This window comes from Shewanella corallii, assembly GCF_023349125.1.
In the GTDB taxonomy this organism is placed as follows: domain Bacteria; phylum Pseudomonadota; class Gammaproteobacteria; order Enterobacterales; family Shewanellaceae; genus Shewanella; species Shewanella corallii.
This window is the reverse complement of record NZ_JAKIKT010000004.1, coordinates 75,588-91,684: the sequence shown is the minus strand read 5'-3', so window position 1 is coordinate 91,684 and position 16,097 is coordinate 75,588. Positions and strand designations below refer to the sequence as shown.

General features: G+C 51.3%; 15 protein-coding genes and 1 riboswitch. Of the genes, 5 read left to right on the top strand and 10 right to left on the bottom strand.

Going from position 1 to position 16,097, the window contains the following annotated elements:
- Positions 1-17 precede the first annotated feature (17 nt).
- Entirely contained in the window at positions 18-1,388 is a 1,371-nt protein-coding gene (locus L2725_RS11945; RefSeq protein ID WP_249249155.1) for an NCS2 family permease, read from the bottom strand.
- Between the two features lie 70 nt (positions 1,389-1,458).
- A riboswitch (purine riboswitch) is annotated at positions 1,459-1,558 on the bottom strand.
- Between the two features lie 277 nt (positions 1,559-1,835).
- On the opposite strand from L2725_RS11945, the gene L2725_RS11940 reads away from it, so the two are divergent.
- Positions 1,836-2,405, top strand: a complete 570-nt coding sequence (locus tag L2725_RS11940; RefSeq protein WP_249249154.1) for a hypothetical protein — start codon at positions 1,836-1,838, stop codon at positions 2,403-2,405.
- A 32-nt stretch (positions 2,406-2,437) separates the two neighbouring features.
- Here L2725_RS11940 and L2725_RS11935 read toward each other — a convergent pair whose 3' ends face one another.
- Positions 2,438-3,295 carry a patatin-like phospholipase family protein gene (locus tag L2725_RS11935; protein WP_249249153.1) on the bottom strand — a complete coding sequence of 286 codons (858 nt, stop codon included), beginning with the start codon at positions 3,293-3,295 and terminating at the stop codon, positions 2,438-2,440.
- Positions 3,296-3,477: 182 nt separating this feature from the next.
- On the opposite strand from L2725_RS11935, the gene L2725_RS11930 reads away from it, so the two are divergent.
- The gene (locus tag L2725_RS11930; RefSeq protein WP_249249152.1) at positions 3,478-4,371 is read left to right on the top strand and encodes a LysR family transcriptional regulator; all 894 of its coding nucleotides are present in this window, start codon (positions 3,478-3,480) and stop codon (positions 4,369-4,371) included.
- Positions 4,372-4,445: 74 nt separating this feature from the next.
- Here L2725_RS11930 and L2725_RS11925 read toward each other — a convergent pair whose 3' ends face one another.
- From L2725_RS11925 to L2725_RS11895, 7 genes are all read right to left on the bottom strand, one after another.
- The gene (locus L2725_RS11925) at positions 4,446-5,507 is read right to left on the bottom strand and encodes a DcaP family trimeric outer membrane transporter (RefSeq protein ID WP_249249151.1); all 1,062 of its coding nucleotides are present in this window, start codon (positions 5,505-5,507) and stop codon (positions 4,446-4,448) included.
- Between the two features lie 112 nt (positions 5,508-5,619).
- A complete protein-coding gene (locus tag L2725_RS11920) occupies positions 5,620-6,096 on the bottom strand; it encodes a peptide-methionine (S)-S-oxide reductase (protein ID WP_249249149.1) in 477 nt (158 codons plus the stop codon).
- A 51-nt stretch (positions 6,097-6,147) separates the two neighbouring features.
- Complete coding sequence (locus L2725_RS11915; protein WP_249249148.1) at positions 6,148-6,438, bottom strand: DUF3624 domain-containing protein; 291 nt, start codon at positions 6,436-6,438, stop codon at positions 6,148-6,150.
- A gap of 43 nt (positions 6,439-6,481) precedes the next feature.
- Positions 6,482-6,745, bottom strand: coding sequence for a DUF5062 family protein (locus tag L2725_RS11910; protein WP_248936633.1), 264 nt, complete (start codon positions 6,743-6,745; stop codon positions 6,482-6,484).
- A 123-nt stretch (positions 6,746-6,868) separates the two neighbouring features.
- Positions 6,869-7,549, bottom strand: a complete 681-nt coding sequence (locus L2725_RS11905; protein WP_249249147.1) for a polyphosphate polymerase domain-containing protein — start codon at positions 7,547-7,549, stop codon at positions 6,869-6,871.
- Positions 7,546-10,179 (bottom strand): CotH family protein, encoded by a 2,634-nt coding sequence (locus tag L2725_RS11900; protein WP_249249146.1) that lies wholly within the window; start codon positions 10,177-10,179, stop codon positions 7,546-7,548. The genes L2725_RS11905 and L2725_RS11900 overlap by 4 nt, the downstream gene beginning before the upstream one ends.
- A 2-nt stretch (positions 10,180-10,181) precedes the next feature.
- Positions 10,182-10,898: a DUF4956 domain-containing protein gene (locus tag L2725_RS11895; RefSeq protein ID WP_249249145.1), complete on the bottom strand. Its 717-nt coding sequence runs from the start codon at positions 10,896-10,898 to the stop codon at positions 10,182-10,184.
- A 268-nt stretch (positions 10,899-11,166) separates the two neighbouring features.
- On the opposite strand from L2725_RS11895, the gene L2725_RS11890 reads away from it, so the two are divergent.
- Together L2725_RS11890 and L2725_RS11885 are read left to right on the top strand one after the other, a co-directional pair.
- A complete protein-coding gene (locus L2725_RS11890) occupies positions 11,167-12,588 on the top strand; it encodes an Lcl C-terminal domain-containing protein (RefSeq protein ID WP_249249144.1) in 1,422 nt (473 codons plus the stop codon).
- Positions 12,585-13,193 carry an outer membrane beta-barrel protein gene (locus tag L2725_RS11885; protein WP_249249143.1) on the top strand — a complete coding sequence of 203 codons (609 nt, stop codon included), beginning with the start codon at positions 12,585-12,587 and terminating at the stop codon, positions 13,191-13,193. The genes L2725_RS11890 and L2725_RS11885 overlap by 4 nt, the downstream gene beginning before the upstream one ends.
- A 64-nt stretch (positions 13,194-13,257) precedes the next feature.
- Here L2725_RS11885 and L2725_RS11880 read toward each other — a convergent pair whose 3' ends face one another.
- A complete protein-coding gene (locus L2725_RS11880; RefSeq protein ID WP_249249142.1) occupies positions 13,258-13,572 on the bottom strand; it encodes a cation diffusion facilitator family transporter in 315 nt (104 codons plus the stop codon).
- Positions 13,573-13,854: 282 nt separating this feature from the next.
- Here L2725_RS11880 and L2725_RS11875 point away from each other — a divergent pair, with 282 nt between their 5' ends.
- Positions 13,855-16,035, top strand: coding sequence for an amidohydrolase family protein (locus tag L2725_RS11875; protein ID WP_249249141.1), 2,181 nt, complete (start codon positions 13,855-13,857; stop codon positions 16,033-16,035).
- The last annotated feature ends 62 nt before the right edge of the window (positions 16,036-16,097 follow it).

Sequence of the window (16,097 nt, the reverse complement as noted above, 5' to 3'; positions counted from 1 at the left end):
AGTGGTGGCAGGTGGGATTACAACATCACCAGATAAGCAATAAAGATTAGGCTCAGGGCATAGATGATAGGGTGAACCTGACGTCCCTTGCCTGCCACCAGCATGGCAAAGGCGTAGCTGATAAAGCCCATGGCCATGCCGTTGGCAGGGGAGAAGCTGAGAATAGTGAACATTATGGTGAAGAAGGCCGCGACACAGGACTCCTTTTGGTGCCATTGGATCTGGCCCAGGCGGCCCACCATGTAAATCCCCACCACTATCATGGCCGGTGCCACAATCGCGGTAGAGAACATGGAGAACACCGGGTAGCAGAATAACGCCAGCAGGAATAAGGCAGCCGTGGCGACCGCAGCCAGTCCAGTTTTTGCCCCCTGAGCTGAAGCAATGCCTGACTCAGAGAAACAGGTGATTGAGGTTGTACCCAGCACACTGCCAATCACTGTACCGCCGGCGTCGGCAACCAGGGCTGCCCGGGCGTTGGGCACCTTCCCGTCTTTGTCGATAATACCCGCGTCCTTGCCAACCCCCACTATGGTGGACAGGCCATCAAAGAAGTCGACGATAAAGAAAATAATCACAATAAACAGCAGGTCAAACAGCTTGTCAGCGGTCAAAAACTCAAAGTTAAATACGGCTCCAAAGCTGGGGGCCATGCTTGGTGGTGCCGAAAACCACTGGTCCGGGATAGGGGCATAGTTGGTACCCAGTACTGCGTCACTGGCCAGAGTCAGCAAAATTGAGGTCATAAAGGCGATAAAGGTTGCCAGCTTAACATTGCGCACCATGCAGCCCACTGCGACAAATAAGCTGATAAAGGCGATGGCCACCTGCGGGGTTTTGATATCCCCCATACTCACCAGAATTATGGGATTGGAGACAATGATGCCGGCATTCTTCAACCCCAGGAACGCAATAAACAGGCCCAGAGATACGGTAATTGCCAGCTTGAGATCTTCGGGGATCGACTCGATCATCTGCTTGCGTATACGGGTCAGTGAGAAGATCAGGTAGATCACGCCGGACAGGAAGATGCCAAATAGAGCTTCGTGCCAAAGCAAAGCGACAGAACTGGACAGCAGCATCCCTTTGAAAAAGCCATTCATACTCATGCCGGGAGCCAGCATCACAGGATAGTTACCCCAGATCCCCATAATCAGAGTCGCGATGGCTGCCGCGATGGCCGTGGCGGTAAATATCGCCCCCTTATCCATCCCGGGAATCCCACCCAATATGGCTGGGTTAACCGCCAGAATGTAGCTCATGGCCAGAAAAGTGATAAAGCCGGCGTAGAGCTCTGTGCCTACTTTGGCTTTGCGCTCGGTGAGTTTAAAGGTGGAGTCCAGAACCGGATTGGTGCCGGCGCGATTGAGGAGAGTTTCCAGTGCCACAGTAATGCCCATATCTGTCATTGATGGAGTAATTTATTGGCAGATAACACTGGAGTTCAGATCGAAAAAGATCTGAACAGGACTGTGCTGTAGTCACAAGATTAGGTCTTGTGGTAGAGACTTCTGGACCAAATTTCCAGGGTTATACAGCGCAATAAATTTTGTTGGCGCGGATTCTACCCTTGAGAAGTTGTGAGGCAAGTCTCCCGAAAAAATGTGTGCTTTATGTCTGTTTTTTTACCCAAAACAATGATTTCACACTAGTGAACGTAGGCTGATTTCCTCCTGAATGGTGGCACATCTTATTGACTTGATTGTTTATTCCATTATTTGTTTGTGGTTATTTGTGTCGCGCTTCGCTGCGGTCTTGGTGTTATCTGTTGTTTTTTGGTGTTTTTGTGTGCAAGGATCCGTGTTGCTTAAATGTAAACAGGAGGCCGGATAACAATGTTTAAAAACACTATAAAAAGAATATCCCTGATGGCAGTGATTGGTGCACTTGGATTTGCCGGTACCGCCAATGCCAACTCTTATGTCTTGCCCAACACAGTTGTTGTGGATGCCAAGATTACCGGGACTGAATTGACTGAAGCCAATAATGGTCGGATTAAGGTGGTGGAGTACAACCACGCTGACATCAATGTGAATTACTCATTTGACCCCAATTCTCATATGTTCACCGCTCCTCAGACAGGCTTGTACAGCATTGATGCCAGATACTCTCAACGTGCCTGTGGCTATAACTATCTATTAAGAATTGGCATCTCATTGCCCAATGCTGCCGCACCTGGTGGAAATAACGCTATTGGACCTGTGACATTCGCCGATATTGCCAATTATGGCTGCGCGATTCCTGGCATAGCTGCGGTTAACAGCATTATGGAACTGGAGCAGGGGGATACCATCTTTATTCAGGCGCGTTACCAGCGTGCTCCCTATAGCATTGCGGCCTGGAATTATAACGATGAGTACCAGAACAGATTGCTTATCACCTATCTGGGTGGTCTGTTCCAATAACTATAACAGGGCCGTTTGGCCCTGTTTTTCTTTTATCTTACCGCTTCTTCAATCCAGGCCTGTATTGCCCGGGAACCCGCTTGATAGCCAAGTTCATACGCTGCTTTAACATCTTCCGCAGTATTGCCCAGACGCTTTACTTTGAAGCCTTCCGGTGGGCAGATCTGAACTATGTTGACGCCGGCAGGCGGATTGGCTATCAGCTCCAGTGTTTTGTTGTAGCGGATATGCCGGGTCTGCATCAGTGGGATCAGTGCCGGGGCGTCTTTCAACATTGGTTTCATCAGTCCCGGTATCGCTGGCGCACTCTTACGGTATGAGGCTGGACGACTGCGCAGCACCATAATTTGAGTGGCCCCACGCCTGATGGCTTCGGCGACGGGAATAGCATCACTGACGCCGCCATCTACGTATCTGTGCTGTCCCAGTTGGACGCCATTTCTGTAGGCGATAGGAACCGCGCTCGATGCCTTCATGGTTTCGGCCAGCTTGTCCGGTGACGGCGTGATATATTCACTTTCGCCTGTGTCTCTGCGGGTGACGCCGAGAAAGAAGGGACGTTTTTCCTGTGCCAGCACCTGCTTATCTATTCCCAGATCTTTCAGTGTTATCTGCCACATCCAATCCAGATCCATCAGGTCTCCACCCAACAGAAATTTGCCCGGGGTCAGAAACTCTTTACGACAGCTGTAGTCGGCATACACCTTCAGATTACGGCCCGGCATTTGTGCGAGGAAGGCGGCAAGATTACTGGCCCCGGCCGATACGCCCCAAAAGCTATCGAAGGGGTTGAAATCCTGATGCATGAAGTAATCCAGAATGCCACATGACCATATACCACGGGTGGCGCCTCCTTCGACAATCAATGCTGACTTTCCTACTGACTCCATTATGTCCCTCTCCTTTGTCCCATTCTTGTTTAGCTGGATGGGTATCTGTGCAGGAATTGTATATCGGGGCTGATGAAAATGCTGCGCCCAATAACGTTAAACAGCACTGCACCTTGGTACCTCACTCAAACTGGAGTTATCATCAATGAGTATTTTAATAACTTTGAGTTATGGCTTGGCTGATGCTGAATATCCAATGGTTGACCACATTTAAAGTGCTGGTGGAACAGAAGCACTTTACCCGCACGGCTGAACTTCTGTACATGACGCAACCCGGCGTCAGTCAGCATATTAAAAAGCTGGAGCAAGCCTGTGGCTACTCTTTGTTAAACCGTATCAATAAAGGATTTGAACTGACAGAGCAGGGCCTTGCGGTATACCAATATGCTTTGTCTCTGGAGGAGCAGGAGGCTAGATTGCTGGACTCACTGGGTGTGAATGACCCGGGCAAGGGCGATATTCGACTTGCCTGCTCTGGCTCACAGGCATTGGTGCTTTACCCCAGACTGCTGGAGCTACAGCAAGCCTGGCCCGGTTTGAATGTGATGGTGGAAGCTGCACCCAACCACAAAATATTCAGTAATGTTATTGCCGGTGAGATGGATCTTGGCATAGTGACTCAGCAACCTGACCCCAATCAATTCGACATTATCCCTCTGGGGCGCGAGCCTCTGTGTATGGTGTTTCCCGCTGGTATGCCCTTGTCGTCTCCCTGGCAAAGTATGCAGAGATTGGGGCTGATTGAGCACCCGGATGTCAGGCACTATCTGGATATTTTTACCGGGCGTTGTGGTGAGCCTGAACTTCAACAGGCGGATCTCAGAGTGTTGTCAGTTTCCGGATATATCAATCAAATCTCACAGATATTATTGCCGGTTTCACAGGGGCTGGGATTTACTTTGTTGCCTCTCGCTGCCGTAAAGGCGTTCAGTGACAGCGATAAATTGCAGCTGCTCGAGACCCCCAATGCGGTGGCGGAGTCCCTTTATCTGGTGGTGAAGCGACAGCGTAAGCTGCCGGCGAGATTTGATGCTGTGATAGAGCTGCTGCAAAACGAAAGAGTGATAGCAGACTGAACAAAGTTGCCACAAGGCGAAGAAAAAACCACGGCATCAGGCCGTGGTTTTTCAATTTTTATCGCTGTAACAACTTAGATAAAGAACTGCATGGAGAACTGCACATAGTTGGAGCTGCCCCTGATATTCTCAGGACGCCCGACAGTACTGCCATCATCTACGTCATAGCGTCCCACTTCCACACCCACCACCAACTCACGGGTCAGATTGCCGAACAGGTTGACCGCATACTGGCGACGATTGTTGTTCTCTATTTCCGTCTTGGTCTGGCCGTAGAAAATGGATGAACGCAGGTTGTCGTTCCAGAAGTGACGATAAGCCACTGTGCCCCCCAGAGTGGTTTCAAGCTCGCCGTGGAAGATATCCAGTGCAGCACCGGTTCCGACATAACGACCCAGATTGCCGTAATGCAGTTGAATACGAAGGTCATCCCTGCCGGGCAAATTGAACTTACCCGCGATGGAGCCACCTAAGGCAGCTTCATAGCTGTCTACCGGCTTCAGGCCTCTGACCAAAGCTGCCACTGACACATTGCCCCAGTCTCCACCGAAGTTACGACGCACTATCAGGTCGGGGATGTAGTCATCCTCCTTCGGATAGCTTTCCAGCTGGTCGTCCTGATTGATGTATTTGCCATAGGTGGTTGGATTTTCCAGTGCGACTTGCCAGGCGTTGTTGTCGAATGAGTAACGCACCAATGCCTGACGAACCATGGCTTCACCGACCAAAGGACCGCCCAGGTTGGCTGATTCCGGGAAGGTGGAGGTGTTGACCATGGTGGACCAGGTCTGCCCCACCGTCAGGCCTTCATAGCTGATATAGGCGTGGCGCAAGCGGGGGCTGTAGGAGTTGGACACTATGCTGTTGCCCTGTGCAGAGTTGGCAAAGTCGATCTCGATAAAGCCTTTAACCTCTCCTTTGGTCACAGTGGCGTTGATACGACTTTCCTGAGCGCTGAACTGGGTTTTCCTGGTCGTGTCGCCGGGAGGCATAATCCCATCGTAGATCTCTTTAAATGGCAGATCACCATCAGCGAATTTTACGTTGGTTTTGAGGAAGCCGCCGACACTGAAATCCGCAGCATAAGTCGGCGTCACCAACATGACCCCCAGGGGTAAAAGATATTTGACCTTCATAAACCATCCTTGTGTTATCGCCATTGTCTGGCTTTTTATCTGATGGAGAAGGCTAAGGGACTGAATATTTAAGTGTTGAGAGCTTGGTCACTGGGATATGCAGGTGGAAATTTTATTCGTGAGTCCGACTGTGAAATTTGTTTTTAATTGGTATCCATCTCAGTTGTTGTAGTGGTGCAACTATCCGACGGCAAAAAGGCAGCCCTGGGTATCGAAGAAACAGGTGTTGATAGCGCTCATCAGCTGCGATCAACTCACGGGTTGCTGCCACATGCAGATGCGATGCTTGTGGGTTTTGTTCGAGCACACCTCTGGCCTCTGCGATTGTGCCGGGATTATCGAAATAGATACCGTGGGGGTAGCGACTTCTCAGGGCGTGAGCAGAGCCCTGACAGAACATACATAAATGTACTCTGAGCAGCTCGGCAAGGGGAAGTTGCAGTGGATCCCAGTCAGCAGTAACCACTTCAAACTTGTCGGACTCATGCTGATACCAGCCGATGCGGGTATTGCTGATCCCTTTCATATGGTCCAGTACCGCTTGAAGGCACCAGTAGCAGGTTCCGGAAAGTGCGATTTTTGCGGGCATAGGAGACTCCTTGGTGGGGAGTAAGCTGACCGGTTTGAGGCTGTAAAGATTTCAAATGCCGTTTTGCAAGCTACGGGGCCGTGGTCGACGCCTGAGATTACGCAATTGTCTGGCTTTGAGCACACGTCCTGCTTTGACCATCAGATGTATCATCAACAAGCCGCTGAAGGCACAGCAGAATAATCCAAGCGCAATGGCATTAACCTGGGTGGGGGAGTCAGCATAGAGATAGAGCCAAAGTGGCCAGCCGATAATTGACAGCAGAGTGAGTTGCAACATACAAGCCCTGCACCGTCCCAGCTTGCGTTTGAAGATATTGTCATTACAGGAGTTGCAGGGCATAAGGTTATGTTTTTAGTAGTTATTAGTTTTGCCTGAGTCTCGCTTAATTTAACAGTGGATGCTCCGTTGGCAGCTTATGGCTGATCCACATCACCAGCCTGTGGCGCATATTGGGGCCATCTTCTTTATCTTCCGGCAGGGGGCCGATTAACTGATCCTGCACCAACAGACGGTAGACACACTCCACCTTATCTTTCTCAGAAAATCCCTTCTTGTTCGGGATGCTGAATCCCCGCTTGTGGGCATAGGCTAGGCCGATTTCCAGAGCCATCTTTAGCAGTTGAGCTTCATTCTTGTGTTTCTTCACTGGCGCTTCCCTCTTGATGACTGATATTCACAAGCTAGCGAATAATTCAGTCGAGGAGAAGTGTGCAGATCAATATAGGTACAACAATCCTGATTAACCTACAAATTGATTGGCTTATCTCCGTTAACCAAAGAACAGGTTGCGGATGCCGTTAACATATTTGGAGTGGCGGGATGGCCGCAGCGGACAGCTTGAGATGATATCTGACAGCTGGGTCTCAAAGGTCTCATCGGCCTTCAGTTCAAGCAGGACATAGTCGCCCAGTGACCTGGCTTTTGAGAGATTGGCCCTGCGCTGATACCTCTGGTCAAACACCTGCATCTCTCTGTCCAGAGTCGCACGGATATGCCCATCAGCAGAGCAGAAGTACTCCCTTTGATAGCGGCAGATAAGGACTGGGTTTAACTCAGATCCCCAAAGCTGACGGCCGTTTTCATCCAAGGTGCGGTAACAGGTTTGCAGTACCCTGTGCCAGCTGAAGTCGGGTTGTGACAGGGGCAGGGAAGTGGGAAAACTGACTTTATATCCCTTACCGGCTTCCCTGTGCTTAAACTCCAGTGTGGCGCGATCAGCTACGGTTAACTCCTGATACCAGCGGATCCTGACTTTTCGTCTGTGGCTGATACCGCTGAGGTTTTCCTCAAACCTGCCCAGGTCTGCAGTATCCAGATACAGGCTGTTGACGTATCTGGGGGCATGCTGGCACTTAAACAGAGCCGGGTGACTGCGCAGCCAAACCAGTACCTCTGACAGCCGATTGAGTGGGATAGGAATTTTTACCTCAAAGCGTCTGCTGTGTGTCATTGGGGCTTATCCGATTTCATCACTGTGCGGTACAACTCTTTGACATTCAGTTTCTTTGGCGGCACGGGGATGCCATCCAGCAAGAGCTGACTTTCCAGTGCGACTCTGGCCTTGTCCAGGCAGGAAAAACCGTCACACTTAAGAGTTTCAACCGCCATGGTTGCAGGGCCAAAGAAAGGCTTTTTGCTGTAACTCATCAGGCCATAGTGGGTGACAGAGCCTATCTCGATATTATCGGCTTGTATGTGGGATGCGTCTTTGGAAACCAGCGCAAAGTTAACGTCATCAAAACGGCAGTGACTGACATCGAGACGACTGTTTTCGCCGGCTGAAATCGCCTTGTCACGGACGGTGTAAAAATTGATATCCCGGATGCTGAGATTGGAACCGCTGACATCGATACCATCGCCGCCTGAGCGTTTTCCTATATTACTGAAGCTCCCCCCCTCAATGGTGCCGGTGCAGAAATCACAGTCAAAGGCGTCAGACAGGGCATTGCTGATCTGCAGTTGCTTAATCTCCACCTGACTATTGATGATATTGAGGGCATCTTCAGAGCTGTTATCGGTAATGCTTAAATGGGCTATATCGAGCTTGGAGTTAACCAGATAGACGGCCCCTCTGGGTCGCCAGTTTCCCTGTTTGGGACTGGCAGCATGGCTGACGTTAAGGTGGCGGATTTTGGAGGAGCTTAATCCCTCAGTTCCCATCAGTGTCAGGCCCTGCCACCCCTGTTTGGGGTTGCTGGCGTTTAACTGCACTGGCTTGTTTCCTGTTCCGGCGATATGCAGTTCGCCAAATATCATGAGTCCGGCTCCGGGGGCGAAGGAGAGTGTCGTGCCTGCCGGGATCAGCAGCTTCCAGTCCGGCGGTGATACCAGGTAGTCGTCTATTTGCCAATTGCCGGGACGAATTTGCCAGGCGTTCTGTTGAGGCACAATGAAGTCCGGTAGCTTGTTTGCTGGCGCCTGCCCTCTGGGCAAAAAGTTCTGATTATGGCTGTCCGACCATTCATAGGGGGCCATATTGCCGCCGACTTCAGCCGCGAACAGGGTCACTGTCGGGTACTTCAAAGGAATAGCAAAGTTCAGGCTTTCACCGGGTGCCAATAAGGTGGGGAAGGTGACCGTATCACTGTCCAGTTCAGCCACTTCATCAAACCGGGTGCTTCCCGTTAACTCTGCGATTTGCAGCGGCTTTGGCAGAGTGTTGGTTACGGTTAGCTGATAGCCTTCTGGTGTTTTGGTGAATTGAGAGGCTCTGTCCCAGGGGGGGATCGCATGAGTCCGATCAAAGTGTTTATGCAGGGCTGGGTCCATGGCCTGAATTTCCGAGCACTCAGGTTTTTTGAAGCCAGTGTTCAAACAGGTTAACTGTGTCTGCAGTACCTTGAGGTCAAAGCTGCCCAGCAGGGGAGCGCTGGTATGCAACTGACGTTTGAGTATCGTCTCGGCTTGTTGCAGGTGAGCCGTCAGCTTTCCTGATATCAGATCATGCTTCAGCTTGGCCAGAGAGGCCAGATAGCTGGCTCGAACCTGTCCGTCAGCAAGCATTTTTCTGGATAGATGAAAGGACTGGCTGGGGGGCCGCATTAACCAGATATGGGCGGCTGGCACGACGGCGACGTCACTCTGAATGGGCTCCAGCCGGGCGGTATGGGGATTAAAATACCAGCGCCAATTGTTCCAGGTCAGGGCGTGCCAGGCACCCCAGGCATCAACTGTCGCCAGATACTGACCAAGTCTAACGGTATCAAACACATCGCTGGCTGGGCGGGTGCCGGCCAGAAAGTCACTGATCAGGCCAAGTGCCTGGGTCCGCTGACGCCTTAACGCTGGGTTCCCCATAATAGTGCCCTGCTGCAGTACCCTGGGCCTGAGTTTACGTACCAGCAGTCCCTCATCATCCAGATACTCGCCGTCCAGCTCCAGACGGGCGATCAGGCCTTCGGTACGGTTGTTGACTGCCAGCAACTCCTGACTAAACGCCTGCTCAAACAGCATTACGCCCCAGTCACTGCCGTTGACTATGACTCTAATAGGTTTATGGAAAGGTGCTATAACATCGAAGCCAGCATACTTCATGGTCTCGCTGAATAGAGTTGGCCCCTGATGGATACGGACATCCGGGCTGACAATAGCAAATCTGCGGGAGGAGAAAATCGCCTGCTTCTTATCAAGTTGGACCCGGAATGACCAACGGTTCGGCCCCTTGATATGATCCAGCATATCCCCCTGCAACCTGACTTTGGCTTTGTAACTTTTATTCAGGTATTGCAGGCTGGCTTTGACCGTTTGTCTCTGCTCGGGAATCACACCATCTGCCAGTGCCTGGTCACGATCGGCACTCAGTTTCATCCACTCCTGATACTTGATATCCAGCTGTAACAGAGGCAGTTGGCTGTCGGCCCGCAACATATTGACCGGCGCTTTGAACCCGTCACTGACCAGCTGACGCACCTTATCGCCGCTGTTGTTGGACATGGCCATAAAGCCCTTTTGAATGAGGAAAGTTTTCACCCAGGCCGGGGATGGGGTCAGTGCTGCAACCAGCACCAGCAGCCCAAGTATCAGGGTGATTTTCTCCCATCTCCCCAGGCGCTTTTTACGACGATCCGGCAGTATCTCCATCACTACACCCCGGCAATGTTGTGTTGCTCAAGCAGTGACAGGTTCAGCCCCTGATATTTGTCTTTAAGGGCTTGAAACAAACTATCTATCTGTCCCGGCTCCTTAACCGTGACAAAGAAGCAGGCCTCTATCTGGCCAGCATCATCGTCGTAACGGCGTAACTCAATTCTGTCCATATGGTCAGCCAGCATGGACTTCAGCTCCCCCAGTTGCATGCTTTCACTGCCGCCATAGCTGAGGGTCAGAAAAATCCCTCTCTCTTCGTACTCTTTAATCGCCCTGCGTTTTACCCAGGTCACCAGCGCCAGTGTGACAAAACAGGCAAGAATCGCTGCCAGCGTTTGTCCTGCCCCCAGGGCTACCGCCACGCCAATATTAAGAAAGAGATAAACCAGCTCTTCCGGCTCTTTAATCGGGGTTCTGAAGCGAACGATTGAGAGCGCACCAACCAGCCCAAGTGCCAGAGCCAATGAAGCTTTTACTACCGTGATGATCAGAATCACGGTCAACATCAACAGGGGAAACAGACGACTGAAATCCTGGCGGTTGCAAAAGGCGCTGGCATACTTTCTGAAGTGAGCCCCAATCAGCAGAGCCATTAGAAATCCGGTCAGCAAATTCAGCACCAGAGCGCCCAGATGGACACTGGCGTAAGGCAGGAACATAGCCCTGATATCACTGGGTAAAAATGCTGTCAGAACGGGATCGACTGTTTCCATCGTCACCTTCTCATTTGATGCTTGTTAAACCTGCCCCTCCTTTTGGATGAGCTCTCCCTGTCAACACTCAAACTGACGTGTCGCCAAATTTGCGCTTGCCACTCATAAGATTAGGTCAGCTTGGTAAAAATGCTAATTGGACTGGCGCTTGTTGGTCAGGGTTGGCTGGTGGCATTGCAGAGCCATGAACTTCTTCTAAACTCATTAATGAAATCAATTATTTCTAAAGCGCTTGCTGGGTCTGGTCAGGGCGACCACGGAGGGATGGATGAAAGCAGGGAAAACCTGGTCTGCTGTGGTTTATGCTGGCCTGCTCTGTGCATTACTGAGTGGCTGTTTGTATGAAGCGGCTGAAACTCAAGCCGAGACGCCGACAGATAGTGGTGGCGAAGGCGGTGGTGAGACCCCTGCACCGGAACCTGCGGAGTTGCCGGAGCTTGCCAGTTGTAATGGACCTTGCAGTTGCGATGAGATGGTCAGGCCTGCAAATGATACCGGTGTGACCTTCTCCGGCGTTTTTCCATCCGGGAACCTGGCGAGCTGCGCTGATACTGCCAATCCTCAGGATTGTGACTTTGGCCGGGACCGCAAAGCGGCACTGGGTGAGCTGAGTAAAACCGGCTCAGGGGCTGCCGGATTCGACTTTGTCAAAGTGTCTGCCAATGGCGATCTGCTCGATAAGGATGCAACTTCCTGGCAGTGCGTACTGGATGTGACCACAGGCTTAATGTGGGAGGTCAAGGCGCCTGATGATGCTCAGGGCCTGAGAGCCAGTAATCAAACCTACTCTTGGTCAGACAATGGTCAGCCAGACTATACCAGCGTCAATTTAGGTGAGTGTCAGCAGGAGAGCTGTGACACTCAGCATGTAATCGGCCGAACCAATAGTGCCGGGCTTTGTGGTTTCAATGACTGGCGTTTGCCCACCAAGACAGAGCTGCAGGATCTGGTGTACTACGCCAATAAACAGCCCAGCATAGATACCGATCTCTTCCCAAACATCAAATCTGATATCTATTGGACCTCAACGCTGGACACCGACGATGTCGGCAGCGTGTGGTCGGTGAACTTTAACTTTGGCACCGTGGCTGGCGGCAGTAGCCGGGATCCTCACCATGTACTCCTGGTTCGCAATGCCAGTGTGCCTGAGCAGCCAGCGGCTGAGATCACCGAGCCGGAGCTGGATATCAGTCTCAGAAACCGGCTTGCTCCTTTGCAACGCTGCAGTGATGTTGGCGTTGTCAGCAGCCCCAACAGCCGCTTTAAACGGGATGATGCAGGTAATGTGTTCGACAGCTGGACAGGCTTGATTTGGCGACGCTGTGTAGAGGGGCTCAGTGGTGACCTGTGCGACGAGGGTGAAGTAGCGTTGCTGGACTGGCAACAGGCGATAGTTCTGGCTGTTGATGCATCTGAAGCAGAGGGGCTGACAGGGGAGAACCGCTGGCGTTTGCCCAGTATCAAGGAGTTACAACAAACGGTGGAAACCCATTGTGAGGAACCGCCGCTGAATCCATTCGCTTTTCCCAATGTGCCGCTGGATCAGGTATGGAGCAGTACGCCCCACACAGGACTGGATGGACACAGCTATCAATATCAATACCAGAATGGAATTCTCTTTTATGCAGCAAGACAGCAAAGGCGGCAGCTGCATTTGGTCAGACAATGCCAACAGGGAGTGGGATTATGACAAAGACGCTAACGCTAATCGTTTTTTTGCTGGGCACTCTGCTTTGTTCTCAGGTAAAGGCCGGGAGCATCGACTTTTATAATTACTATATTGGCCTGCAGCTGCAGGGAATCTCACTGGATGAGCAGAGTGATCAGGGGCTGGATGACAGTGCATGGACTGCAGGAGTCTTTTATAAGGCGAGATTAAAGGACTATTTTCAGTTCGCTGTCGGGGTTGATTACTTCTATACCGAAGATAAAGCCCCCTTTGAACAGGAGGTGAATGACAAGCTGTCGGATGAAACCCGCAGCGTCAGCTCTGATGTCACAGGCCTTTCCTGGTATCTGGAGGCGGGCGTGCAGTACAAGTTTCCACCTGAGGACCGCTGGACTCTGGGTCTGCTTGCCGGGTACAGATACAGCAATATCAGCAGGGGCATCCTCGCCTGCAGCGGCTGTGAAGATCAGGAGTTACCGGATTTTAAAAACGCGGCGTATCTCAAACCGTTTGTTGAATACCAGTGGACCAAGTCGGTTATTACCCAGTTGTTCTTCACTCAATATGTTTCCGGTGATCAGTTTGAGAATGGTCTGGGGCTGCAGATCACTGTCTGGGCTATGTAGCTAAGGCGAAACCTAAAGCGACAAAACCCGGCTCAGGCCGGGTTTTGTGTTATCACCGCAGTTATTATTGGTGGCCGGTTTTATGGTGCTCGCGGCTGTGTTCTTTATGGTCGTGCATCTTCACTTGATGATGTTTGTGTTCATCATGTTCATGTCGGTCGTGATGGGTCTGCTGTGGGTGCTTGTGACTGACCGGGTCGCCACCGTGCTGGGTATGGGGATGACTCTGTTGGTGGTCCCGCATTTGGTGGTGGTCTTTGTTGTGTTTGTGCTCGTGACCATCGTCGTAGCGGCGGGCCATTTTCTCATGTTCAAACTCGGCAGTATGTTGAACGCCGTGGTTATTTTGTTTGTGAGAACCTATGTGTTTATCAGTCATAACAGTGACTCCGAAAAAGTATCTGAACTCAGACTACTCCTACTACCGTCAATGAATATGTTTCTGTTCCGGATTTAATGCTGCCTGCATATCCAGTGCATGATTCTCTTTGATGTTTGCCTGTATCGACGATTGTTGGGAGGTGGAAGAGTTAAGACCAAAGTCTGAATCTTTAAATGTAAGTGAACACTAACTTGATTTAAGCGTTTGAACTCTTTTATATCTGGAGTCGGCAGAAGTTGAGAAGTTGCTGAACCCGTTTCCAACCTCACGGATACCAATATGAAAAGAGTCAGTTCATGGAGAGCGGCTGTTGTTACACAAGCCTTGTTCTCGATTCCACTCAGTGTGTTTATCTCCCTGGCGCCTGCCGAGCAGGCTCACGCGTCTCAAGATGCTGTCGATAGCCTGGCCCAGGGGTGCTATCTCATTCAGTCTCCGACCAATGGTCAATTTATGAAGCGTTTCTACCAGGGGGGGCCGGTTGACAATGGCCTCAGCTATCGCTTCGAAAATGTGTCTCAGGCAGAGGCCAATCGTTTCTTCTTCAAACCCAGCAGTCGCTCCCACTTTATGATCACGGATGAGGATGGCCGCTATCTTGCCAGCCATCTTCCGGCTGAGGTCAGTGCCGGGCGTTATCCCGGAGAGTTCGCCGAATGGCAGGTCAGCGCCGGTGGCAATGATGCTGACCCGAGGTTCAGTTTTAAAGTCACTTCGCTTAACTACACCCTGAGGCATAACTATGGCTTTTGGGGACACTATCGCTATGGCGGGGTCTACTTTTATGATCTACTGAATCTGGGGAACTGGAGCAGTGAGAGTGGTTTCAGACTGGTTCCGGCGGATAACTGCACGCCATTCCCGGAAATTGAGGTGAATGTCGCCGGTGACACAGATGCTCTGAAAGGTGACAGCAATTTGCCGGTACGAGGACTTGCCGATCCCCATACTCATATTACTTCCTATGAGTTTATGGGGGGCAAGGTGATGCATGGTAAGCCATTCCACCGCTGGGGAGTGAGTCATGCCCTGAACGACAGTAAGGATATCCACGGCCCTGATGGCTCCCTGGATTTAATCGGTAATCTTTACGCTTATGGGGATGCCAATTATCGCTACGATACCCGGGGCTGGCCGGATTTTCCTTTCTGGCCTAACCATAAGCAGCTGACTCATTCAGGCTATTACCATAAGTGGATGGAGCGCGCCTGGCTGGGCGGTCTGAGGTTAATGGTAACTCACCTGGTGGAGAATGAGGTGCTGTGTACCGCACAGAAAACCATTAATCCGGCAGCCTGGATTAACCCTAATGACTGTAACACCATGAGCAGTATCCGATTACAGATCCAAAGGCTCAGGGAGATGCAGGAGTATATTGATATTCAGGCTGGTGGCCCGGGCAAAGGCTTTTTCCGGTTGGTGAGCAGCCCGGATGAGGCCAGAGCCGTTATCGCCGACGGTAAGCTGGCGGTAGTGATGGGGATTGAAGCTTCAGAGGTATTCAACTGCGGTATTAAAGACTCCTGCTCCATGGCGGATATTGAACGCCAGCTGATGGAGGTTTACGACGCAGGTGTCAGAGTCCTTTATCCTACTCACAAGTTTGATAACCAACTGGCGGGCTCCCGGGTTGAGAGTGGCTTTATCAATCTGGGGCAGGTGCTGAGCACTGGCCATTTCTTTGAAACCAAGGAGTGTGATGCTCATACCCGTGGCAACTACTTTGAGTCCGGTTTCCCCTTGATTGGCAATGTGCCTGTGCTCAGAGAGATACTCGATGGTATTGGTTACAACCCTGAATATGACGAAACCATTCAGCACTGTAATGTGCACAGTCTGACGGACAAAGGGGTCTATCTGGTGAATCGTATGATAGACATGGGCATGCTGATAGAACTTGACCATATGTCGGCAGATACCGCCACCCAGGTGATGGACATTGTGGAGGCCAGGCAATACTCCGGCGTGATTACTTCCCATAGCTGGATGAATTCAGCCAAAGACGGTGGTTTGCACAACAACACAGTGCGCCTCGCTCAGGCTGGAGGCTTTATGGGGCCCTATAACGCCAATGCCAATCGAATTGAGGGCAGTATCAACCGGTTTCTGGAAGCGATTGCCGAGACGCCTTATCTGGCGGGTGTAGGACTGGGAACCGACATGAGTGGTCTGGGTGGCCAGGCGGGCCCCAGAGACGATGCCGATATCGACCCTTTGACCTATCCATTTATCAGTGAGTTTGGTCTGGTGTTTGACCGTCAGCAGTCGGGAAATCGTACTTTCGACTTCAATCAGGATGGCATGGCGCACTACGGTATGCTGGCGGATCATCTGGAAGATCTGCGCAGACAGGCCAGCCCGCAAACCTATGAAGCGGTAATGAACTCGGCTGAAGCCTACCTGCAAATGTGGGAGCGTGCCCGCGGCCCCAGAGATATGGCCTATATTAATCCTCTTTAATCAATGGCCTGATTACTGGTGAAAGCCCCCTAAAGGCCTCTTCGGAGGCCTTTGTCATCTGT

Bases quoted from the DNA above. Each gene is read 5' to 3' on its own strand.
- L2725_RS11885 (WP_249249143.1), top strand. From the start codon at position 12,585: ATGACAAAGACGCTAACGCTAATCGTTTTTTTGCTGGGCACTCTGCTT.
- L2725_RS11890 (WP_249249144.1), top strand. From the start codon at position 11,167: ATGAAAGCAGGGAAAACCTGGTCTGCTGTGGTTTATGCTGGCCTGCTC.
- L2725_RS11925 (WP_249249151.1), bottom strand. From the start codon at position 5,507: ATGAAGGTCAAATATCTTTTACCCCTGGGGGTCATGTTGGTGACGCCG.
- L2725_RS11895 (WP_249249145.1), bottom strand. From the start codon at position 10,898: ATGGAAACAGTCGATCCCGTTCTGACAGCATTTTTACCCAGTGATATC.
- L2725_RS11920 (WP_249249149.1), bottom strand. From the start codon at position 6,096: ATGCCCGCAAAAATCGCACTTTCCGGAACCTGCTACTGGTGCCTTCAA.
- L2725_RS11915 (WP_249249148.1), bottom strand. From the start codon at position 6,438: ATGCCCTGCAACTCCTGTAATGACAATATCTTCAAACGCAAGCTGGGA.
- L2725_RS11900 (WP_249249146.1), bottom strand. From the start codon at position 10,179: ATGGAGATACTGCCGGATCGTCGTAAAAAGCGCCTGGGGAGATGGGAG.
- L2725_RS11935 (WP_249249153.1), bottom strand. From the start codon at position 3,295: ATGGAGTCAGTAGGAAAGTCAGCATTGATTGTCGAAGGAGGCGCCACC.
- L2725_RS11905 (WP_249249147.1), bottom strand. From the start codon at position 7,549: ATGACACACAGCAGACGCTTTGAGGTAAAAATTCCTATCCCACTCAAT.
- L2725_RS11880 (WP_249249142.1), bottom strand. From the start codon at position 13,572: ATGACTGATAAACACATAGGTTCTCACAAACAAAATAACCACGGCGTT.
- L2725_RS11940 (WP_249249154.1), top strand. From the start codon at position 1,836: ATGTTTAAAAACACTATAAAAAGAATATCCCTGATGGCAGTGATTGGT.
- L2725_RS11930 (WP_249249152.1), top strand. From the start codon at position 3,478: ATGCTGAATATCCAATGGTTGACCACATTTAAAGTGCTGGTGGAACAG.
- L2725_RS11875 (WP_249249141.1), top strand. From the start codon at position 13,855: ATGAAAAGAGTCAGTTCATGGAGAGCGGCTGTTGTTACACAAGCCTTG.